This window comes from Endozoicomonas sp. Mp262 (assembly GCF_025643335.1).
Classification (GTDB): Bacteria; Pseudomonadota; Gammaproteobacteria; order Pseudomonadales; family Endozoicomonadaceae; genus Endonucleibacter.
This window is the reverse complement of sequence record NZ_CP092489.1, coordinates 4958560-4979614: the sequence shown is the minus strand read 5'-3', so window position 1 is coordinate 4979614 and position 21055 is coordinate 4958560. Positions and strand designations below refer to the sequence as shown.

The 21055-nt window shown below is 46.6% G+C and carries 17 protein-coding genes; 14 read left to right on the top strand and 3 right to left on the bottom strand.

Annotated features, from left to right (window positions below; translation table 11 throughout):
- The first annotated feature begins 327 nt into the window (after positions 1 to 327).
- On the top strand, positions 328 to 4227 hold the full coding sequence (hrpA, locus tag MJ595_RS22210; protein WP_263080330.1) for an ATP-dependent RNA helicase HrpA: 3900 nt from the start codon (positions 328 to 330) through the stop codon (positions 4225 to 4227).
- A 57-nt stretch (positions 4228 to 4284) separates the two neighbouring features.
- Here hrpA and MJ595_RS22205 read toward each other — a convergent pair whose 3' ends face one another.
- Complete coding sequence (locus tag MJ595_RS22205; RefSeq protein ID WP_263080329.1) at positions 4285 to 5403, bottom strand: hypothetical protein; 1119 nt, start codon at positions 5401 to 5403, stop codon at positions 4285 to 4287.
- 337 nt (positions 5404 to 5740) lie between these two features.
- On the opposite strand from MJ595_RS22205, the gene MJ595_RS22200 reads away from it, so the two are divergent.
- The 13 genes from MJ595_RS22200 (at position 5741) to ccmI (ending at position 17361) form a co-directional block, all read left to right on the top strand.
- On the top strand, positions 5741 to 7207 hold the full coding sequence (locus MJ595_RS22200) for a sigma-54 dependent transcriptional regulator (RefSeq protein ID WP_263080328.1): 1467 nt from the start codon (positions 5741 to 5743) through the stop codon (positions 7205 to 7207).
- A gap of 470 nt (positions 7208 to 7677) precedes the next feature.
- Entirely contained in the window at positions 7678 to 8490 is an 813-nt protein-coding gene (locus MJ595_RS22195) for a P-loop NTPase (protein ID WP_263080326.1), read from the top strand.
- 2 nt (positions 8491 to 8492) lie between these two features.
- Positions 8493 to 9215: an RNA polymerase sigma factor FliA gene (locus tag MJ595_RS22190; RefSeq protein ID WP_263080325.1), complete on the top strand. Its 723-nt coding sequence runs from the start codon at positions 8493 to 8495 to the stop codon at positions 9213 to 9215.
- 258 nt (positions 9216 to 9473) lie between these two features.
- Positions 9474 to 9932 carry a rhodanese-like domain-containing protein gene (locus tag MJ595_RS22185; protein ID WP_263080324.1) on the top strand — a complete coding sequence of 153 codons (459 nt, stop codon included), beginning with the start codon at positions 9474 to 9476 and terminating at the stop codon, positions 9930 to 9932.
- Positions 9933 to 10062: 130 nt separating this feature from the next.
- Positions 10063 to 10695, top strand: a complete 633-nt coding sequence (gene ccmA / locus MJ595_RS22180; protein ID WP_263080322.1) for a cytochrome c biogenesis heme-transporting ATPase CcmA — start codon at positions 10063 to 10065, stop codon at positions 10693 to 10695.
- A complete protein-coding gene (ccmB, locus tag MJ595_RS22175; protein WP_263080319.1) occupies positions 10692 to 11390 on the top strand; it encodes a heme exporter protein CcmB in 699 nt (232 codons plus the stop codon). Before ccmA ends, ccmB begins: the two co-directional genes overlap by 4 nt.
- Positions 11391 to 11573: 183 nt before the next feature.
- Complete coding sequence (locus MJ595_RS22170) at positions 11574 to 12305, top strand: heme ABC transporter permease (RefSeq protein WP_263080318.1); 732 nt, start codon at positions 11574 to 11576, stop codon at positions 12303 to 12305.
- 112 nt (positions 12306 to 12417) lie between these two features.
- Entirely contained in the window at positions 12418 to 12684 is a 267-nt protein-coding gene (gene ccmD, locus MJ595_RS22165) for a heme exporter protein CcmD (RefSeq protein ID WP_263080317.1), read from the top strand.
- A complete protein-coding gene (ccmE, locus tag MJ595_RS22160) occupies positions 12681 to 13145 on the top strand; it encodes a cytochrome c maturation protein CcmE (RefSeq protein ID WP_263080315.1) in 465 nt (154 codons plus the stop codon). Before ccmD ends, ccmE begins: the two co-directional genes overlap by 4 nt.
- On the top strand, positions 13135 to 15144 hold the full coding sequence (locus tag MJ595_RS22155) for a heme lyase CcmF/NrfE family subunit (RefSeq protein WP_263080314.1): 2010 nt from the start codon (positions 13135 to 13137) through the stop codon (positions 15142 to 15144). The genes ccmE and MJ595_RS22155 overlap by 11 nt, the downstream gene beginning before the upstream one ends.
- Positions 15141 to 15695, top strand: coding sequence for a DsbE family thiol:disulfide interchange protein (locus MJ595_RS22150; protein WP_263080313.1), 555 nt, complete (start codon positions 15141 to 15143; stop codon positions 15693 to 15695). Before MJ595_RS22155 ends, MJ595_RS22150 begins: the two co-directional genes overlap by 4 nt.
- A complete protein-coding gene (locus MJ595_RS22145) occupies positions 15692 to 16186 on the top strand; it encodes a cytochrome c-type biogenesis protein CcmH (protein ID WP_263080310.1) in 495 nt (164 codons plus the stop codon). The genes MJ595_RS22150 and MJ595_RS22145 overlap by 4 nt, the downstream gene beginning before the upstream one ends.
- Positions 16183 to 17361, top strand: a complete 1179-nt coding sequence (gene ccmI, locus MJ595_RS22140) for a c-type cytochrome biogenesis protein CcmI (RefSeq protein WP_263080309.1) — start codon at positions 16183 to 16185, stop codon at positions 17359 to 17361. The genes MJ595_RS22145 and ccmI overlap by 4 nt, the downstream gene beginning before the upstream one ends.
- Positions 17362 to 17469: 108 nt before the next feature.
- Here the strand turns inward: ccmI and MJ595_RS22135 are convergent, their stop codons facing one another.
- Together MJ595_RS22135 and MJ595_RS22130 are read right to left on the bottom strand one after the other, a co-directional pair.
- Positions 17470 to 18666: a hypothetical protein gene (locus MJ595_RS22135; protein ID WP_263080308.1), complete on the bottom strand. Its 1197-nt coding sequence runs from the start codon at positions 18664 to 18666 to the stop codon at positions 17470 to 17472.
- 331 nt (positions 18667 to 18997) lie between these two features.
- Positions 18998 to 20665 carry a hypothetical protein gene (locus tag MJ595_RS22130; protein WP_263080307.1) on the bottom strand — a complete coding sequence of 556 codons (1668 nt, stop codon included), beginning with the start codon at positions 20663 to 20665 and terminating at the stop codon, positions 18998 to 19000.
- Between the last annotated feature and the right edge of the window lie 390 nt (positions 20666 to 21055).

Sequence of the window (21055 nt, the reverse complement as noted above, 5' to 3'; positions counted from 1 at the left end):
ATGCATTCCCTGCGGGGAGAGGGTGTCGCAAAAGACATCTTATTCACCACAGAGAGCCGATAAGTGTTCCTACATTTTCGGCATTTCCACCATTCATGGCGGTCGCACAAAGACACGGAGAATTATTTTTTAAGAGCAATGAAAGCTCTGTGTTCTCTGTGTTCTCCGTGGTGAAAAAAAGAGTAAAAATCCTACTTTGTTATCTACAGAATTGGGTTTATCGGCATCCTCGGGGCGCTGTGAGTAAGGGGAATCGGGCATGGTTTAGATAGAGATGGTTATACTATTGTCCCTGTTTTTTTATGAAGTAAATATTGGAGTTAATGAGTGTCCGGCCCTGCTATAAATGACCTACGCCGAAGCATCCAACAGTGCATGATTAGAGATCGCTACCCCTTGAGGGGACAGCTTCGGAGGCTACGTCGTAATGACCAGGCCGGGCTGGAGGCTATTCAAAAACGGCTAACAAAGTCCCGGATGCTGGTTGCCCAGCGACAGGCTGCTATCCCGGAAATAATCTATGACCAGGCCCTGCCCGTTGTGGATCGCAAGAGCGATATTGCGGCTGCCATAAAAGCACATCAGGTGGTTGTTATTGCCGGTGAAACCGGCTCAGGAAAGACCACGCAGTTGCCCAAAATTTGTCTGGAAGCGGGGCGGGGAACCTATGGCATCATTGGTCATACCCAGCCCCGGCGGTTGGCCGCCCGTTCTGTGGCTAACCGTATTGCTGAAGAACTGAAGGTCTCCCTGGGTGAGCAAGTGGGTTACCAGGTTCGTTTTACGGATCACTCTACTGATAAGACCCTGGTTAAGCTGATGACCGACGGGATTCTGCTGGCAGAGATTCAAAATGACCGTTTTCTTAGTCGCTATGACACCCTGATTATTGATGAAGCCCATGAACGCAGCCTGAATATTGATTTTCTGCTGGGCTATATCAAATTGATCCTGCCGAAACGCCCAGACCTCAAGGTGATCATCACCTCGGCCACCATTGATGTTGAACGTTTTTCCCGGCATTTTGACAATGCTCCGGTGATCGAGGTTTCAGGTCGCACCTATCCGGTAGCATTGTACTATCGACCTATGGAAGACCTGGAGCTGGAAGGGCGGGATGCTGACCAGCGACTACAGCAAAGTATCTATGGGGCGCTGTCTGAAATTACCGCAATGGAACACTCCGGTAAGGGCGCGCGTCTGGGTGATGTTCTGGTGTTTTTAAGCGGTGAGCGGGAAATCCGGGAAACAGCAAAATTTCTCCGGGATGCCCGATTACCCCATACCGAAATCCTTCCCCTTTACGCCCGCCTGACAGCGGCGGAACAGAACCGGATTTTTCAGTCTCACTCCGGGCGACGGATTATTCTGTCCACCAACGTGGCGGAAACTTCCCTGACCGTTCCCGGTATCCGTTATGTGATTGATCCGGGAACGGCACGGATCAGCCGCTACAGTGTTCGATCAAAGGTACAAAGATTACCGGTTGAACCTGTATCGCAGGCTTCGGCTAATCAGCGAAAAGGCCGCTGTGGACGTGTGTCTGACGGCATCTGTTTCCGCCTTTATTCTGAAGAGGATTTCCTGGCTCGTCCCGAGTTTACCGATGCTGAAATTCTGAGAACTAACCTGGCCGCCGTTATCCTGCAAATGTTGCGGATGGGGCTGGGGGATATTGCCCGTTTCCCCTTTGTGGATGCACCGGATAGCAAGGCCATTAACGACGGCTTTAAACTATTGCAGGAGCTGGGCGCCGTTAATGCCGAGCGAAAGCTGACCCGTATTGGCCGCCAGCTTGGGCAATTACCTGTGGATCCCCGTCTGGGTCGTATGCTGGTGGAAGGGCAGCAAAATAATGCCCTGCAAGAACTTTTGGTGATTGTCAGTGCCCTGGCGGTGCAGGACCCCAGGGAGCGACCGGCCGAAAAACAGCAGACGGCAGACCAAAGGCACCGTGAACTCTATCATGAAGACTCGGATTTCCTGACCTTTGTTAATCTTTGGGAAAGTTATGAAGAGCAGCGGCAGGCGCTTTCCCAGAATCAGCTACGCAAATACTGCAAACAACAGTTTTTGTCTTTTATGCGTATGCGGGAGTGGCGCGACCTTCATCGTCAGCTTGCACTTGCCTGTCGGGATCTCAAGTTTCGGGTGAATGAAGAACCAGCCAGTTATGGCGATGTGCATAAAGCCTTACTGTCGGGCCTGCTATCCCATTTAGGCAATAAAGATGATGAAGCGGATTATATGGGAGCCAGGAACCGGCGCTTTTATATATTCCCGGCCTCAACGCTCTACAAGCGAAAGCCTAAGTGGGTGATGTCTTCAGAGCTGGTAGAGACATCCCGCCTGTTTGCCCGGGTGAATGCCAAAGTGGAGCCACAATGGATTGAGCCGCTGGCAGGTGATCTGGTTAAGCGTAATTATTTTGAACCCCACTGGGAAAAGAAACGGGCTCAGGTGGTTGCTTTTGAGCAGGTGACCCTCTATGGCCTGATTATCGTCGGTCGCCGTCGTATCAATTACGGTGCCATCGATCCGGTGGTATCAAGGGAGATTTTTATACGGGAAGCCCTGGTTGAAGGCCATTATAAGTCCAAAGGGCGGTTCCAGGCCCATAACAATGCCCTGATTGCCGAAGTGGATGAACTGGAAGCCAAGGCCCGGCGCAGGGACATTATGGTGGATCCGGAGACCCTCTATGCCTTTTATGATGAGCGTGTTCCCGAAGGTATTTTTAATGGTGCAGGTTTTGAGAAATGGCGTAGAGCAGTCGAGCGTGCAGAGCCGGAACGATTATTGTTAACCCGTGAATACCTGATGCGTCATAATGCGGATCAGATAACGGAAGTTCGCTACCCCGATCGGTTCCGCTGGGAAGGTCTTGAGCTACCGTTGACCTACCACTTTGTGCCGGGAGATGTTGATGATGGCGTCACTCTGACGGTGCCTGTGCAAGCTCTCAGGCTGCTGCCCAAATACCGGCTTGAGTGGCTGGTTCCGGGAATGCTGTTTGATAAGTGTGTTGCCATGGTGCGGGCATTGCCAAAAGCCATTCGCAAGAATTTTGTACCTGTGCCCGATTTTGTTAAAGGGGCGCTGGAAGCCCTTTCAATCTGTGATGAGCCACTGGCTGAAAAACTGGGTAGGCAGTTGACGCGAATGGCAGGTATGCCTATCCCGGATGATGCCTGGAGCACTGATAATCTGGATGACCATCACTTGATGAATTTTCGGGTAGTGGATGAGCGGGGCAAACTGCTGGGGCAAGGGCGTAACCTCAGGACGCTCAGGGAACGGTTTGCCAGTCAGGCTGAAGCCAGTATCCGTAATTTATCCTCTGACGGGCTGGAGCAGAAAGGCCTGACGGACTGGTCCTGTGGCGAGCTGCCAAGGGAGATTACCCGTAATTATTCCGGTTTGGTATTGAAGGTTTATCCTGCCTTGATTGATCAAACGGATAGTGTTGCGGTGAAGCTGCTGGAAAGCCCTTCATTGGCAGATAAAGAAACTCATAACGGCCTAGTAAGGTTGATCAGAATAAGAATGGCAAGCCAGTTGAAATTCGCCATTGCTAAAATGTCTCGTTTAAAAGAAACCAAACTACTGGCTACCAATCTGGTGAACCACAAGGTTCTGGAGGATGATCTTCAAGGCTTCCTGGTATCCCGGGCTTTTCTTGCAGATAAGGCTGAACGTCCCACCAGTAAGGCTGAGTTTGAGGCATTAATTGAGCGGTATAAGGGAGACCTTGTTCCCCTGGCGGAAAAGACCGATCCTTTGCTTAATGAGATATTCAGGCTGGCGCAACCGATTGCCCGCACGTTAAAAGGGAAAAATATTCCCTTTGACCGGGCTTATTCCATGGCGGATATCAAGCAACACCTGACACGCCTGCTGAGTAATGGTTTTATTCAGGAAGCCGGTACTGAGTGGCTCAGTCATTTTCCCCGCTACCTGAAGGCTATGGCGCTGCGGCTGGAAAAACTGCCTGCCCAGGTCAACCGCGACCGGGCCTGGACAGAAGAGCTGGGCTCCCTTCAGCAAGCCTATACCAGCCGTTTAGACGCACACCAAAAGCATAAGCTGGTGGATGAGAACCTGACACTTTATCGCTGGATGATGGAAGAGTACCGGGTCTCCCTGTTTGCCCAGCAGCTGGGAACCCGTTTTCCGGTTTCGGATAAACGGCTGCGCAAGCTGTGGGGTGAAGTGCAGGATATCTGAGAATAGGGGGGAGGTACACCGATTAAAGCTATAGGACGTAGAGGGAGGTAGTATGAGTTATCGGCATTTAGCTTCAACTGCCACCTTTATTCCTGTGTTTACTTGAGTGACCCGTGTTGAATATGAAAATCCATCGAAATTTGTTTCTTGAATGACTGTAACAGGCTTGCTTTCAAATTTTGTCGCCTGACAGCGAAGAGGTGTCTTTTTGGGCTTTTGCTGTGTCTTATAGAGTATGTACCTCTGCCAGCTGCTATAAGGTAAATCTTGCCTCTCCTGTTGGGTTAGGTGCTGGCACGGTTTTCCTCTTCTTGGTACATGACCTATGTTGATCGAAATATGAGAAAAATTCTTCCTGATTTTTGGGTCAGCTGCGAAATAGAGTGGGAAATTAAGAGGCTTGATTTTACAATTGCCAGATTGGGTTTCTCGTCTAACCCGGACATGGTCTTGAGTAGTCCTGCTGCCAGATAAAATCTCACCATTGTGTATTATTGATACAATTTTGCCTGGGGGTAAGGGTAAGGGATCCTGCTCCGTTCCTATGTTATCAGGAGATATTTGGCTTAGCTCTTTCAGTTGGATTCCCTGTGCAGATAGGATGGTGCGAAGAGACTCCTCTGTTCTTTCTGCCTCTGGTTTTTCTGACCAATTTTTTACGAGCGAAGTCACTATTTCTTCTTGTTGCTGAGCTGCTACAGGTTGTTCGTAGCCGGGGTTACTCTCATCAACAGTAAGCGATTTTTGTAGATTAGTTTTGAACCAGTTAGATGTTATATTTTTGATCCAGACAGGTGCGTGTAAATCCCAACCTGCCCGTGGTTGGTGATCATGACGGTGGTGATGCCGTTGCCGAATTGCTTTCTTCCGGCGATTGAGATCATCTGGAGGCGTCAACGATCTTTTACTTCTTTCTGTATGCTTTATCTTTTGTTTCATAAAGGGTGTTTTGGCTGTATGGGTACTATTCCCCCACTCTGTCGGATCAACAAAATCAAGTTTTTCAAACTGCAAAGCAAGACTGGGTATCGTTCCTGTAAAAAGAGGGGGGGCTGCTAAAGGTGCTGTGATGATGGGCTGTCCTGCTGTGGTTGCAATGGGGCCTGCAAAGGTATTAGCAGCTATTAATGGAGTTAGCCCTAGTAAAGTATAAAAAAATGCCATGGTATTTTTCATAATGAATTTCCCTCAAGTCAAGGGAACCTCCAGTTTAAAGGCTGACTTGTGCGATAAAGGTGATAGGTTGATGAATGTGTTGTCCAGCGGGTTATGTTGATTATAGGGGCTGTATGTTGTTTAAATATTTTTTAAGGACATAACAATTTCGGGGCATAGAATTTAAAGGCTGTTCAGTACTTTTTGCCTTGTGCTGGTTTGTAGGAAAAAGAAAAAACGTATAATTATTTGACGGATGATATTTTTATATCTTTACTAAATTAAAAGAGAAGTATTAATTTCGAAATATTGTGCCGTTATGTTGTTTTTTTGACTTGATGACAAGGACCGTCGTCATATGGAGACAGCTGATCAGGTACTAATCATTGATGATGCGCAGCAGCGTCGTCATGATTTAAGCACCGTACTCCATTTTATGGGGTACAAGCCCGTTACTATAAGTGCTGCATACTGGGAGGAGTCTATCAGTATGCACAGGCCGGAAACCTTCAGTACTATTTTCCTTGGTGATTTTCTCGAGGCAGAAAGCTCTTTACAGGGTATTCTTGCGAGAATACAGCGCTGGGGAGCGGGTATTCCGGTTATTCGCATCCATGAACCCCTTCCGGATAACCTGCAGGCTGCATTCAAGCGTCAGATCGTTGCGCGGTTGGACTGGCCCTGTTCCAAGGCGCAGCTGTTGTCATGCATGCACTATGGTCAGGTTTATCGTGAGCAGTGGCGACAAACCCATCAGATTGGTGCTGCCCAGCAACAGCTGGAACTATTCCGGGGTCTTGTGGGGAAAAGTGAACCCATTCGGAATGTTCGTTCTGCCATGGCCCAGGTGTCGGATCGGGATGTGAATGTATTAATCACCGGGGAATCTGGTACCGGCAAGGAAGTGGTGGCCAGAAATCTGCATGAACATTCCAGTCGCAGTGATCAGCCTTTTGTACCGGTTAACTGTGGTGCTATCCCCAATGAACTTTTGGAAAGTGAATTGTTTGGTCATGAGAAAGGCTCGTTTACCGGTGCTGTTGCCACACGGAAAGGGCGTTTTGAATTGGCTCAGGGAGGCACATTATTCCTGGATGAAATCGGGGATATGCCCCTGCATATGCAGGTTAAGCTGCTGCGGGTTTTGCAGGAAAGAACCTTTGAGCGGGTTGGTGGAACTGAATCCATAGAGGTTGATGTGCGGATTATTGCTGCCACCCACAAAAATCTTGAAGAGATGATTGAAAAAGGCACTTTCCGTGAGGACCTTTATTACCGTCTCAATGTATTCCCCATAGAAATGCCCGCGCTGCGTGATCGACCGGAAGATATCCCGTTGATGCTGAATGAGCTGATTCGGGCCATGGAGAAGCAGGGACGGGGATCCATTCGCCTGGGTTCTTCCTCTATTCTCTCTCTGTGTCGACATGACTGGCAGGGGAATGTCAGGGAAATGGCAAATCTGCTTGAACGTCTGGCTATCATGTATCCCTATGGTGTGATTGGTGTTCAGGATCTGCCTGAGGACTATCGTCACCTGAATGCCCAGGACCATGATGATGGTGGCATGGCTGATTTATTTCCTGACAGTATTCAGCCGGCAGGAACGGGAAGGGTGGATGATCTTGCCGTATTGCCGGTGGGTGGATTGAATCTGAAGGATTTTCTCACCCGCCTGGAGAAAAGCCTGATACAGCAGGCTTTGAATGACTGTAATAATGTGGTGGCAAGAGCGGCGGATAAGTTGCAAATTCGCAGGACTACATTGGTGGAGAAGATGCGAAAGTATGGCATGCATCGCTATGAAGAGACGGTTAAGAGTTAGTTGTAAACTTTCTCTTAATCATCCCCATAAAAAAAACCTGGCTTTTGCCAGGTTTTTTTTATGGGCTAAGTCACAGGGGTTGCGATTTTTTGAGCCGTTATTTTGACAAGGCAGTTAATAGCTGGATTATTTTTTGAATAGGTCTTTTTGTTGGCTTTTCCTTCGACGGGAAAATGTCACGAATAAATGACAGTGTCAAATAAATAGGGGTGTGAGTGCTGAATAATTAATGATAATTAATATTATTTCTTTGTTTTTAACTTTGAAGTCAAAAAAACGGCAGAATTTATTTTCTTTATCTAATAATTTTTTATCTTTTAAAAACATGAGATTGTGGTGAAAAAGAAAGCGCCTCCAGGTTAAATAGGTTCAATAGAATGACTCCAAGCTGGAGGAAAATAATTATTTTTAAAAGTTGGCATGTTCATTGTTAGTTAATAATTGTTTAAAAACAAACGAAGCGAATAACTATGACCTCCAAAACCAAACGCGTGATTGCTGTGGCGGGTTGTAAAGGTGGTGTCGGAAAAACGTTTGTATCTGTGAACCTTGCACTGGCTCTTTCTGAACTTGGACAACGGGTGGTACTGATGGATGGTAATTTATCAGTACCAGATGTTGGAACCACCCTGGGGCTGGATTTTAATTCCAGCTTGAGTACACCTGAAAACAATAGCAGTTTCTGGGATGGGGAAATCCTTTCCGGGCCCTCGGGGCTAACGGTACTGGCTCCGGCAAGTGGCCCCATGTGGCGTCAGTCTATCGGTATTAACGATACGGTAAAGATGATCAGCAAGCTTGAACAGCTGGCATCGTCCCTTGATACCCTGATTATTGATACGGCGCCGGGGATGGCTCCCGATAATGTCACTTTGATTCAGGCTGCCGGAGAAATCCTTATTGTCACTAATCAGGATATTCTTTCCCTGCTGGATGCTGCCCGACTGATTCGACTGCTAAACAGGATATATGAGGTGCGTCGCTTTGGTATTGTTGTGAATGCAGTGACCAGCAAAAAGACAGGGTCAGGACAATTTGAACGACTTCAGAATATTTTAAGAGAAGATAGCCAGATTATTTTGAGCTATCTCGGTTCCATTCCTTTTGATAAGGCGGTTCCAGAGGCCTTAAACCATCAACAGGCATTATTGGAGCGGTCACCGGATTGTCGGGCTTCCCGTGCGTTTCAGCGGCTTGCTCATCAGGTGAAAGCGGTTCCTGCTCCCATGCCCAGGGGAAGTATTGAAATTTTTATGCCAACAAGAGTTAAGGAGGGAGTTTAGTCATGTCATTATTAGCACAGGCCATTCAGGAAAACCGTAAAGTTGATAATGAATTGATTGAGGCACACCGTCCTTTAGTCAAAAGAATTGCCAATCACCTGGCAGCAAGAATGCCCGCCAGCGTTCAGATTGATGATCTTGTCCAGTCAGGAATGATAGGCTTGCTGGAAGCTGCCAAAAAATACGATGCGGAAAAGGGCGCGAGCTTTGAAACCTTTGCAGGCATCAGAATCCGTGGCGCCATGCTGGATGAAATCCGTAAGGGTGACTGGGGGCCAAGGTCTGTCTACAGGAATAGCAGGCGTATCAGTGAAGCCATTCAGGCGGTTGAGGCCAAGCTGGGAAGGGATGCCCGAGATGTCGAGGTGGCCGCTGAACTCAATGTGAAAATTGATGATTACTATACCATTCTCAGCGATCTTAGAGGATGCCGGTTATTCAGTTTCGAAGAACTGTTTGATAGTGAAGAGTCTCGTATGCAGGCCAGTTCTGGTGACAGGGGGCCACAGGCGGATATTCAGGAAGAAAAATTTAAGATGGCGCTTATTGAAGCTATTGATAAATTGCCTGAACGAGAAAAGCTGGTATTAATGCTTTATTATGATGAGGAAATGAATCTAAAAGAAATTGGCAAAGTTCTTGGGGTTAGTGAATCAAGGGTTAGCCAAATTCATTCTCAGGCTGCGGTAAGGTTAAGGTCAAGATTGCATCACTGGATAAAGTGAATGTTCCGTGGGTAGTCGAATTTATAGCGAATTTTAAAAAGTATTTAAATGAAGTTGTTTTATTGGTGAAATGTTCAATAGTATGACGCTGTATTGCAGTAGGTGTTCAATAAAAATATGAGGGTGACAAAATTATAACGGCAGATATTCACTAAAGATTTGAAAAGGATTTTTTTGCTTCCTATTATTCCATTTCGCCTATCTTAAGATCCATATACTTAGAGCTATGATGTGAAGTTAATAATGGATCTGTATTCTATGAAATGGATTTCTTTAGTGGTTGGGGTTATTGGTTCCCTGTATGTCCACTCTGTATCTGCCCAGGAAGCTCCGGTTAATATTAAAGGTGTTATTACCATAAATAGTCATCAGGCTAAACGTTTACATGAGCTGGGGGCATTATTTATTGATGTCCGGCCCTACAAGCAATGGCGTTGGGGGCATGTTGACGGTTCCCATAGCCTGGATCTTAGAGGTGGCTTCAGGCAGTTGTTTATGGAAGGCACCTTGAATAAGCAGACACCTATCGTGATTTATGGAAATAGTACCTATCACATGAGAGGTGCCATCGGCAGTTATCTTGCTGCACTTTGGGGCTATAAAAAGATTTTCTTTTTCAGGGATGGATACTATTCCTGGCTTGCCCTGGACTATCCCGTCACCCTGACATCAGATGGCCTGGTTGATGAGCAGCTGTCAAAGCGGTCACAGTATTGATGAAAAATAATAGGGAATAGCTTGGTACTATTCCCGTCAACCACTCCCTATCCCCCTCACTCTCAGTTATAATCTCTCCAGTTATCACTCTTTGATCAGTAAGATAAATAAAATATCAGAAGGTTACTACTTGCTCGAAGTTGCTAATTTGGAATGTGAGCGAGATGACAGGATGCTGTTCGCTGACCTCTCTTTTTCAGTCATGCCAGGGGAAACATTACAGGTTGAAGGCTGTAATGGTTCAGGTAAAACGACACTGCTTAAAATTCTTGCGGGTTTGACCCAGGACTATCAGGGGACAGTTCTTTGGGGTAAGGACTTGCTTAATAAAAATTATGCGGAGTTTCGTCTGGCCTGTCATTTCATAGGACATTATCCTGGTATAAAAAATGAACTGTCGCCTATGGAAAACCTTACCTGGCGCCAGAGTATTTCAGGTCGAAAATTATCGAATAATTTCACCGATGCACTAGCAGAAGCCGATCTTGCCGGGTATGAATATATACCCTGTGGCTCGCTCTCGGCAGGACAACAGCGCCGTGTGGCCTTGGCGGGCTTATTGGTGAGTGATGCCCGCCTGTGGATTCTGGATGAGCCTTTTACGGCTATTGATAGCAGCGGAATAGACTGGGTCGAGCGTTTACTTGAGCAGCATGCCCGGCAGGGGGGGATGACAGTAATAACCAGTCACCAGGCACTTTCTGAGTCCTTGGCTGGCCTTAGAACGATCAGGCTCGATCAGTATTCTGGAATACAGGTATGAGTAGCAGTAATGAAATTGATATGAGTAATTTTAGAGCTTTTGTCTCTCTTGTTAGGCGAGAGCTGTTGCTTTCAGTGAGGACTCCGGGAAGTGTTGCCAATCCCCTGTTTTTCTTTCTGATGATCGCATCATTGTTCCCTCTGGGAATAACCCCTGAAAGGGGAACACTCTCTGAACTGGCAGGGGGGGCTGTCTGGATAGGTGCGTTATTGGCTGTTTTATTGTCTCTCGACAGCCTGTTTAAAAATGACCAACAGGACGGTTCCCTTGAGCAGTTGCTTTTGTCGCCTTATCCGCTGCCTTTACTGGTTCTGGCTAAGGTATCAGCACACTGGCTGACTTCCGGGTTTTGTATCACTTTAATGGCTCCGCTGCTGGGGTTGATACTCCATTTGCCTTCAACAGCTTCAAAAGCTTTGTTTTTAAGCCTTTTTTTAGGTACGCCTCTGCTGAGTCTGGCTGGTGCCATAGGTGCGGCGTTAACAGTCCGGGTACAACAGGGAGGGATCTTGATGACGCTACTGTCACTGCCCTTGTATATTCCAGTCTTAATTTTTGGAACCAGTGGGGTTCGGGCGGCAATGGATGGTTTACCCTACATGGGGCATTTATTGTGGCTGGCAACGTTCCTGGTTTTAGGATTATGTCTTGCACCATTGGCAATTGCAGCAGCATTAAGGGTAGTATGCGACTAAGGCTAGACCATTGAAATGATGTACTAGTCATATTATGGTGACGTACTCTAAGAATTATAGAGTATATAGGGTTATGAGATCACCTTATTTACCAGGTTTTGGGTAGCTGAGAATTATACTTCCGTGGTCGTTTATAACATAGAGCGACTGCTGGCAAGTAACAGGATATAAGAAAATAAGCAAATGAACTGGACGTTTTTTCACAAGCTGGGTTCTCCCCGGTGGTTTTTTAAGATCAGTGGCAAATGGCTACCAGGCCTATCCGTAGCATCGGCAGTTATTCTTTTGATAGGCCTTGTCTGGGGGCTGGCCTATGCGCCAACAGACTATCTTCAGGGAAACAGTTACCGAATTATTTTTATTCATGTACCGTCGGCATTTCTTGCCCAGGCAATCTATATCATGATGGCTGCCGCCGCAGTGGTGGTTATGGTCTGGAAAATCAAACTGGCTGATATGGCACTTGCCACCCTGGCTCCTATTGGCGCATCGTTTACCTTGCTGGCGTTAGTGACGGGGGCTATTTGGGGTAAGCCAACCTGGGGAACCTGGTGGGTTTGGGATGCCCGTTTAACTTCCATGCTGATTCTTCTGTTTTTATATATTGGTCTTATCGCTCTGAGACAAGGGCTTAGAGTGAATGTGGCATCCAGGGCCTGCGCTATTTTGACCCTGGTGGGAGTGGTTAATATTCCAATTATTAAATTTTCGGTGGAGTGGTGGAATACCCTGCATCAGGGAGCCACCCTGACACTTACAGAAAAACCGGCAATGGCTTTGGAAATGCTGCTGCCCCTGCTGATTTGTATCGCAGGCTTTTACTTATTTTTTACTCTCGTGTTTTTGATGCGCATGAGGGTTGAGATTTTGGATCGCGAGCGGAGGACTCACTGGGTTCGCCATTTGAGCCCCTAGGGACTGCCGGGTTTCAAAATAATAGGCTTTGCAGGCATAAGATTGAGAAAAACATCCGAAAAAGGTTGAGCTGAGTATGGAATCTTATGTCCACAGAATTTAAGGGGGGAGTATGTATTTTGTGGACCTTAACAGTTTTATGATAATGGGGGGGCATGGTCTCTATGTTTGGTCTGCCTACGGCTGTGCCTTGCTGATACTGGTGTATAACCTGATTTCACCCATCATAGCCAGGAAAAGAATTCTGTTCAGGATAAAACAGCAAATAAGAGTGCAACAGGGTAGAGAGCGAACTGTGCGCTCATCCATTACCTCAACTTCAAAAATGCCTGGTCATACTGAAGATAAGCCAGCAGTTGAAAGGAGCGGTGAGCAATGAATGCTGTACGACGACAAAGGCTTATTCTGCTGTTATTACTGGTGGCGGGTATTGGTATTGCTGTTGCTCTGGCACTGTTTGCCCTCAGGGAGAACATCAATCACTATTACTCGCCTTCACAAATTGTCAATGGCGAAGCCCCGGTTAATAAAACCATAAGGGGAGGCGGGCTTGTTGTTCATGGCTCAGTGGATCGTGACAAGAACAGTCTTAAGGTTAGTTTTAAAATCACGGATGGTGCAGGGGTTGTTACTGTCATTTATGACGGGATTTTGCCTGATCTGTTTAAAGAGGGGCAGGGTATTGTTGCCCTTGGAAAACTGAATAGTGAAAAGCAGTTTATAGCCAGGGAAGTGTTGGCCAAGCATGATGAAAACTATATGCCGCCAGAAGTGCAGAAGGCCATTGATGAAGTCCACCCCAAGGGTAAGGCTGCCGGAGGGGTAGGTTATGGTTCCTGAACTTGGCTTATTGGCCTTGATACTGGCCCTGTGTCTTTCACTGGTGTTGTCAGTGATCCCCCTGGCAGGAAGCTATACCGGTAATCGCCGCTGGATGCAGCAGGCGAGGCCTCTGGCCTATGGTCAATGCCTGTTTGTTTTGTTTGCCTTTCTTTGTCTGGTCTGGTCATTTTTGACGGATGATTTCTCGGTGGACTATGTGGCCCGGCATTCCAATAGTCTGTTGCCTACTCAGTATAAAGTCAGTGCTACCTGGGGAGGTCATGAAGGTTCTCTCTTGCTCTGGGTGTTAACCCTCACCGGCTGGATGGCTGTGGTGGCGCTAAAGAGTCGTCGTTTACCCTTGGAGCTTGCTGCAAGGGTGCTTTCAGTTATGGCAATGGTATCCATTGGCTTCCTGCTATTTATGCTGCTGACCTCTAACCCATTCGCAAGAATTTTGCCATTTCCACCGGCGGATGGGGCCGATTTGAATCCGCTGCTACAGGATTTTGGCCTGATTGTGCACCCTCCCATGTTGTATATGGGGTATGTTGGTTTTGCGGTTGCCTTTGCCTTTGCCATAGCCGCTTTACTGGGGGGACAGCTGGATAGTGCCTGGGCACGATGGGTTCGTCCCTGGACCACCGTTGCCTGGTGTTTTCTGACATTGGGAATTGCCTTGGGGAGCTGGTGGGCTTATTACGAATTAGGCTGGGGAGGCTGGTGGTTCTGGGACCCGGTGGAAAATGCCTCTCTTATTCCCTGGCTGGTGGGAACGGCCTTGATGCACTCGCTGGCTGTGACAGAAAAGCGGGGACTGTTTAAAAGCTGGACCCTGTTGCTGGCTATTTTTACTTTTTCTCTCAGTTTGTTGGGAACCTTCCTGGTGCGCTCCGGTGTCTTGACCTCTGTCCATGCCTTTGCCAATGATCCGGAACGTGGGATCTTTATCTTAATTTATTTGCTGGTTGTTGTGGGGTGCTCATTAACCTTGTTTGCCATCAGGGCACCTGAAGTTAACAGCCGGATTAAATTTTCCTGGCTGTCACGGGAAACCCTTTTGTTAGTGAATAATGTGCTACTGACGGTGAGTGCTGCCACTGTCTTGCTGGGTACGTTATTTCCCCTTTTGCTGGAATCCCTGGATATGGGCATGGTTTCAGTGGGACCTCCCTATTTCAACAGCCTGTTTGTACCTATGGCGATGTTATTGGCCTTTACTCTGGGGGTGGGGGTTTTGCTGAACTGGAAAAGTAGCTCTCTCTCATGGCTATTGGCACAGACCCGGTGGCTTTTTCTTGCCAGTTTGATGGCCGGTTTTCTGTTTAGCCTGTTTTATGGGAAGCATTTTATTATCAGTGAATGGCTGGCCATAGCCCTGGTTGCCTGGATTGTATTAGCCATTATCAGGGATTTGTTGAATAAGACCCGTCATCAAGGTTTTTGCACCGGACTCAGACGATTAAAACCTGCTTATTACGGCATGCATCTGGCTCACTTTGGGCTTGCGGTCATGATCATTGGGGTTGCTGTCAGCTCAGGGTATAGCCTGCAAAAAGACCTGAGAATGACACCTGGTGACCGGGTTTCCCTGGGAGACTATCAGTTTCAGTTTAAGGGTGTTGAACGACAGGTTGGTCCTAATTATATCTCTGAATTTGGCACGGTTACTGTGCATCGAGGTGAGCGACTGGTTTCTGTTTTGCATCCGGAAAAAAGGCTGTTTCAGGTACAGGGTATGCCCATGACGGAAGCCGCTATTGATCCGGGGCTGACCCGGGATATTTATGTTGCCCTGGGTGAGGCGCTGGATGATCAGGGCAGCTGGGCGCTCAGAATTTATATCAAGCCTTTTGTGCGCTGGATCTGGCTGGGTGCCTTATTGATGGCCCTGGGAGGTGCCATTGCCGTTGCTGACCGGAGATACCGAACCCGGTTACGCAGTCCTTTGATGGCAGCTGCACCGGATTCAACGGCACAGTGGATCAAGCCTGAATTAACAGGAGGAAAGGCATGAAGCGCTGGCAGATGTTTTTGCCTTTGATTATTTTCCTTGGGCTTTGCTTGCTACTTTATATGGGACTATTCAGGGATAAACAGGGGGAGCTGCCTTCAGCACTTCTTAACCAGCCTTTACCGGCTTTTCAGTTGGCCACCGTTGAGGGTGATGACCGGATTATCACCGAGAAAGACCTTATTGGCGAAGTTGCCTTGGTTAATGTTTGGGCCACCTGGTGTATTTCCTGCCGGGTTGAGCACCCTTTTCTGGTTAAACTGGCAGAGCGTGGAATACCCATTTATGGCGTGAATTATAAGGATGAGACAGCATCTGCAAAGAAATGGCTAAAAGAACTGCATAACCCCTATCGATTCAGTATCAGTGACCCTCAGGGAAAACTGGGTATTGACCTGGGGGTCTATGGCGCTCCCGAAACCTATTTGATTGATAGAAAGGGGATTATTCGCTACAAGCATGTGGGTGTGGTTGATGAGAAGCTTTGGAGTAATACCCTGAAACCTCATTATGATGCGCTGCTTAACGTGGAACAGGAGGATAAGGGGCAATGATCAACAAGTGGCTGTTGGGCTTGTTAGTGACAGTGATGCTGTCGCCTGCTTTTGCCGTTATTGATACCTACCAGTTCCAGGACAGTATTCAGGAACAGCGTTTTTTTACTCTCACCAATGAGCTGCGCTGCCCGAAGTGCCAGAATCAATCCATAGCTGATTCCAATGCACCTATTGCCCAGGATTTGCGGGGAGAGGTTTATCGGCTATTGCAGGAGGGTGCTGATGATCAACAGGTGGTTGATTTTATGCTGAGCCGCTATGGGGATTTTGTCTTATATCGCCCGCCTTTAAAGCTGGAAACTCTCGCGCTCTGGTTTGGCCCTTTGGGGCTGCTTTTGCTTGGGATAATCACACTCATTATGATTGTCCGAAAACATACCAGGAAAAAAGTAGTTGAATCGCTGGAGGTCAGTGATGGATTGACGCAGGAACAAAGGCAAAGGCTAAAGCGGATTATTGAAGTGGGTCAGGAAAGGAGTAACCGATGATGTTTCTGGCAGTGGCTTCCCTTTTAATTCTGGTTGCAGTGGCTTTTGTTGTTGCACCGCTGATCTTCAGGAAAAACACACCGGTAATAGCGGGTGAAGATAGCTGCCAGCAACACGCTAATCTGGCCAGCTTTAATGAACAACGAAGTGATATTGAATCAAGGGTTGCCAGCGGTCTGTTGCGCTTACCGGATGCAGAAGAGTTGAAGCTTGAGCTTGAGAAAAAGCTGCTGAATGAGATATCTAGTGCTCAACATGCTAAACCATCCCGTTTAAAAGTGGCGGGTGTTATACCTGCGCTGATTATGGGGCTGCTGGTTCCGACGGTCTCCCTGGGGCTATACAGTCAGCTGGGTGCCCATACCGAACTGGAAGTGACACGGTTGCTGGGTCAGGAGAGCGCTACCACTGAACAGGTCAATGATGCCTTGAAACGCTGGGTTGAGAAAAAGCCGGATAATGCCCAGGCTCTTTATCTACTGGGCAGTAATTATTTCTCCATGGGGCGGATTGATGAGGCGGTTGAAATATATCGGACACTGTACCGGCAATCAGATAAAAATTCCCGGGTTTCATCTGAACTGGCTCAGGCGCTATTCCTTCAGGAGAGCAATATGATGACTTTTGAAGTGCGGCAGCTGTATCAGGAGGCGCTGGCCCTTGACCCTGCCAATACCACGGCTCTCGGGTTACAAGGCATTGATGCTTTCGGACAGCAACGTTACCGTGATGCGGTTATAGCCTGGCAAACAGCCTTGAAAAATGAACGAGACCCGATAGCCCGTCAGGCGTTAGTTACCGGCATTGCCAAAGCCAGGGCACTCAGCGGTGAAAAACTATCGCAAATCAGGGTTAGGGTGGCCATTACTCCGGAATTAAAAAAACTCCCGGCCAATACCCGGGTGATCGTCTTTGCCCGGGAAAGCGGTACGAAAAAACCGCCTATTGCTGCGGTTCCTGTTACTTTGGGTGAACTACCCATGGAAATAGTATTGGACGATCAGTCTGCCATGATGATGGGCGGCGGGACTTTATCTGGTGTTGCTGTTGTGGATGTTTTTGCTCGAATTAGTCTAAGTGGTGATGTGAAAGAAGCCGACTATCAGGCTGTGGTGGAAGCTGTGAAGCCTTCAGGAAATACGTTAGTTAAGGTGTTCCTTGGTGAAACTGATTAACTTTATATTTTATTCAGGAATGATTGGAAATTTGGATTTAAACAAGAGTTCGCGGATTACAAGGAGGTGTAATCCAGGAACTCTTGTTTAGATGTAGTAGAATTGAACTTACGCTTTAGTCAGTTGCTTTGTTAGCTCTTCTACTTTGGCTTGGGTTTTTTTAAGCTCCTCTTTTATTTTAGCATTTTCTTCCATGAGTTTTTGTATGGTCTCTGAATACTTGATCTGTTCCTTGGTAAATTGGGTTTGTAGATCATTGCTCCATTTATCGAATCCCTCAAAATCCTGATGATACTTAACTTGCAGCTCGGTAAGGTCAGATTGCAATCCGTCCGCATGATCCATTACAGATTCAAGCTTTTCTTTGTTTTGCTCCTGATCCTGTTCCTGTTCCTCTAGCTGTTGCCCGAAATGGTTAGCTATTTTTTCGAATTCGGCTTCTTGCTTTTCATATTTTTTGGCCATAGCTTCATTGGCACAGGCTTCTTGTCTGTTTACATAGCCGCGAACAGCAAGGCCGACAAATCCTGCTGCCATGCCGGCAGGTCCGCTACCAGCAAAGATTGCTGGAACAGCAACGGTTGCCAGACACTTCATGAAGCCAGGAAAGGAAATGATTTTCCGATCTTTGAGTTCAGTAAAATGCTGTTTTTTATCACCCAGCCGTTTAGCACGCCTCTTGGCGAGATCAAGCTTTTCTTCTGTACTGTCTTGGCCAAACAACAGGTCATTCTTAATTCGCAGATTCGCATCTTCAGAACGCTTTAGCTCTTTTTTAAGGTTTGCTGAACTTACTGCCCGGTTGCGTAAGGGAATTGCTATTGGAGCGAACATCGCAAGCCCTTGAATAACAGGTCTTGCTGCGGTACCTACGTAAGGGGCTGCGGACTTAATTGCATTGCCGGCAGTTAGAGAAAAACGGCTGACTTCATTGCCAGTGAATGTTAAGAAGCCTTCTGTTACGCTTCCGACAGATGACAGGCCTTCTTCAAGTAAGTTGGCGGCAGGCTTTAATGCCCCCTGAACTGATGTCAAGGTTTTTTGTGCTGTAGTTGAGGCAGATTCAGCAGTTTCAACAAGTGTTTTAGCCATGGGAGAGGCGGTTGTGATTACCCACTGATAGAGATTACGGACATCATTTTTAAAGTGTTGAACAATGCTTTCTGTGGATACCGGCTTGTCAGGATATGTAACAGCAATTTTTCTGCCACCGATTCCCTCTGGAAGGTTTCCAAGGGTCTCCTGGACAGAACCCAGTGTTGGCATTTTTAACAAGCCGGTATGTGTATTTATTCCTGTAGTCATAATTATTTCCTTTTATTTATTATGAGTAAGTAAAATTGAGTGATAACTTTTGGTTTTTAATAATCATGGATTGAATGCCCGTATAAGCCAAAAGTCTTATATGGTTAGAGGGTGAAATGACGCGGTCTATCCATGTTTTTATGTGATTGTTATTAATTCTGTACGTGCTTGTTAGATTGGCAGGTTTTTGGTTTATAAATAGAAAATCTGCTATTTATTCGGTAAATGGGGATCGCTACAGGGTATCCCTTATACCCACCTTATAAAAAGCAGATTTTTATTATCAGTTTTTCTCAATCTTTGTTTTTAGCATTATTTTTTAAACAGCCTTCTACTCAAAATCATCATCATTTGAATCTATTGAAGACATTGAATCATTGCCATTTGCGCGAAAAAACTTTTGATGTAATCCTTTGGCAAAAAAGCCCATGTTACTCTTATCCTGAGTGTTTTTATCTTTATCTTTATCTTTATCTTTATCTTTTATCGGGTTTAATCGACCCAAGGGGTTATCTGTTTTAAGGTCAGCCATTAAATAATCTCTAGGACTCATATCCTTCGGGTAATCTTCTTTATCTCTGGGTGGTGGGGCAGGGTTTAAAATAGCCCCCTTTCTGATATCATCCATTAAAATCGCCATAGGATCCTTTGTGACTGTTTTGGCTATAGGGGGAGAGCACTGTTTTAACCGTCCCAAGTGGTTGCCATCTGTAAGTTCACTCACAAAGTTACCTTTAGAGCTAGTAGTTGCCTTATTGTTAATGTTTTTACCCGCATCACCTGACGTCTGTTTTGGTGGCGGTGGAGGTGGCGGTGGAGGTGGAGGCGCGGGATTGCCGGGCTTGTTATCCCCTTGTCCATTTAAAGGCCTATTATCTGCCCCATTAACTTTACCTTCTGTATGAGAGCACTGTTTCTCCTGACCCCCTGCTTGAGGTTGGCCGTCTTTGAGTTTCTTTTTTAATTGATCACATTCAGTTTTTAATTGATCGTATTGATCCTGTTTAGCCTTCAAAGCATCTGAAAAGTGAATTTGTGCATCAGTAAGCCGGGTTTGCAGATCGCCTCCCCAGCCTTCCAATTGATTGGACATGATTTGCTGACGGGTAAGATCCGTTTGTAATTTATCTGCACAGATTTTCAGCAACTCAGCCTCTTTTTGTAATACACCGTCTTTTTCCAGTTCTTGCTGGTAAACATTTGCGGAACTTGTGAAGAGGGCTTCCTGTTTTTTAATTTTTTCAGCCATTGCTTCATTGGCAGATGCTTCTTGCCTATTTGTATAATAGCGAGCCGCGAGACCCAAAAGTCCTGCTCCAAGGGCGGCAGTCCCTCCTACAGTCCATAGTGGAACAGCTATTGTTGCGAGACACTTTATAGTTCCTGGTATGGAAATAAGCTTTCGGTCTTTGAGTCGAGTGTAATGCAATCTTTTTTTCTGTAATTGTTGAGCTCGCTTATTAGCCAGGTGACACTTATCTTTTACGCTGTTTTGGTCAGATAATAAGTAATCCTTAACGCGTTGGTTTTTATCTTCTAAAAGAACGAGCTGTTTTTGATGTGCCCTCTTGCTGACTAATCGTTGGCCGAGGGGGATGGCAGCTGGAGCAGCCAGTGTCAGCACAGGAATGGCATGCTTTGTGAGAGCGCCTATATAAGGGGCGGCTCCCTTGACGATGTTACCGACCACCGGATATAGACCACTGATCATGTTTCCAGCAGATGTCAGTGTCTCCTGGGCTGTGTTTCCTGCAAGCTCCAGGGTGTCCTGAGCAGTCTGAATAGTGCTTTCTGCTATTTTTCCGGCAGATGTAAGCATACCGGATACATAAGGGAGTGATGAAATTGCCCACTGGTAGAGGTCATGGGTGTGATCACAGACGCTTTGGTACGCTTCTTTAAGAAAATCCCCTGTAGGCATTAGATTATCAGGATCCACAACGACTATTCGTCTGCTTCCCAAGCTTTCCAGCTGCTTTAAAGCGTCAGCATAGCTCATTGATGGTAATGTGGCGATACCCGGGTTTATGCCTGTAGTCATTGTGAGCACCTTATTTTATTTACGGGTAAAGTGGCAAAAGCTATGCCTTAATACCGTTAATTTGTATGGAATACACCTAAAGTTTTAATCATAGACATTGGTATAAAGAGCTTTATCCATTCTCTTACCCATGTTGTTATGGAATTTGTACAAAGGTGTTAGTCTTCAGCTCTTTTTCTTGTATTTCTTCTCTTCTGTAATCCCCCCCCATGACTTTTGCGGAACTGTTTTTTTGCAGGTCTTACAGAACGCTGTTTCTTTATTTGTTTTGGGGGGATGGGGAAAAATGAATTAATTTGTTTTTTATGGTGTAGCTGTTTAAAGATTTTACTGTGGAATTTTTCCCTA

What these genes read in the sequence shown, in the direction of transcription:
- MJ595_RS22190 (WP_263080325.1), top strand. Translation starts at nt 8,493, where the DNA reads ATGTCATTATTAGCACAGGCCATTCAGGAAAACCGTAAAGTTGATAAT.
- ccmE (WP_263080315.1), top strand. Translation starts at nt 12,681, where the DNA reads ATGAATGCTGTACGACGACAAAGGCTTATTCTGCTGTTATTACTGGTG.
- MJ595_RS22155 (WP_263080314.1), top strand. Translation starts at nt 13,135, where the DNA reads ATGGTTCCTGAACTTGGCTTATTGGCCTTGATACTGGCCCTGTGTCTT.
- MJ595_RS22185 (WP_263080324.1), top strand. Translation starts at nt 9,474, where the DNA reads ATGAAATGGATTTCTTTAGTGGTTGGGGTTATTGGTTCCCTGTATGTC.
- MJ595_RS22130 (WP_263080307.1), bottom strand. Translation starts at nt 20,665, where the DNA reads ATGAGCTATGCTGACGCTTTAAAGCAGCTGGAAAGCTTGGGAAGCAGA.
- MJ595_RS22205 (WP_263080329.1), bottom strand. Translation starts at nt 5,403, where the DNA reads ATGAAAAATACCATGGCATTTTTTTATACTTTACTAGGGCTAACTCCA.
- MJ595_RS22145 (WP_263080310.1), top strand. Translation starts at nt 15,692, where the DNA reads ATGATCAACAAGTGGCTGTTGGGCTTGTTAGTGACAGTGATGCTGTCG.
- ccmB (WP_263080319.1), top strand. Translation starts at nt 10,692, where the DNA reads ATGAGTAGCAGTAATGAAATTGATATGAGTAATTTTAGAGCTTTTGTC.
- MJ595_RS22200 (WP_263080328.1), top strand. Translation starts at nt 5,741, where the DNA reads ATGGAGACAGCTGATCAGGTACTAATCATTGATGATGCGCAGCAGCGT.
- MJ595_RS22170 (WP_263080318.1), top strand. Translation starts at nt 11,574, where the DNA reads ATGAACTGGACGTTTTTTCACAAGCTGGGTTCTCCCCGGTGGTTTTTT.
- ccmI (WP_263080309.1), top strand. Translation starts at nt 16,183, where the DNA reads ATGATGTTTCTGGCAGTGGCTTCCCTTTTAATTCTGGTTGCAGTGGCT.
- ccmD (WP_263080317.1), top strand. Translation starts at nt 12,418, where the DNA reads ATGTATTTTGTGGACCTTAACAGTTTTATGATAATGGGGGGGCATGGT.
- MJ595_RS22135 (WP_263080308.1), bottom strand. Translation starts at nt 18,666, where the DNA reads ATGACTACAGGAATAAATACACATACCGGCTTGTTAAAAATGCCAACA.
- MJ595_RS22150 (WP_263080313.1), top strand. Translation starts at nt 15,141, where the DNA reads ATGAAGCGCTGGCAGATGTTTTTGCCTTTGATTATTTTCCTTGGGCTT.
- MJ595_RS22195 (WP_263080326.1), top strand. Translation starts at nt 7,678, where the DNA reads ATGACCTCCAAAACCAAACGCGTGATTGCTGTGGCGGGTTGTAAAGGT.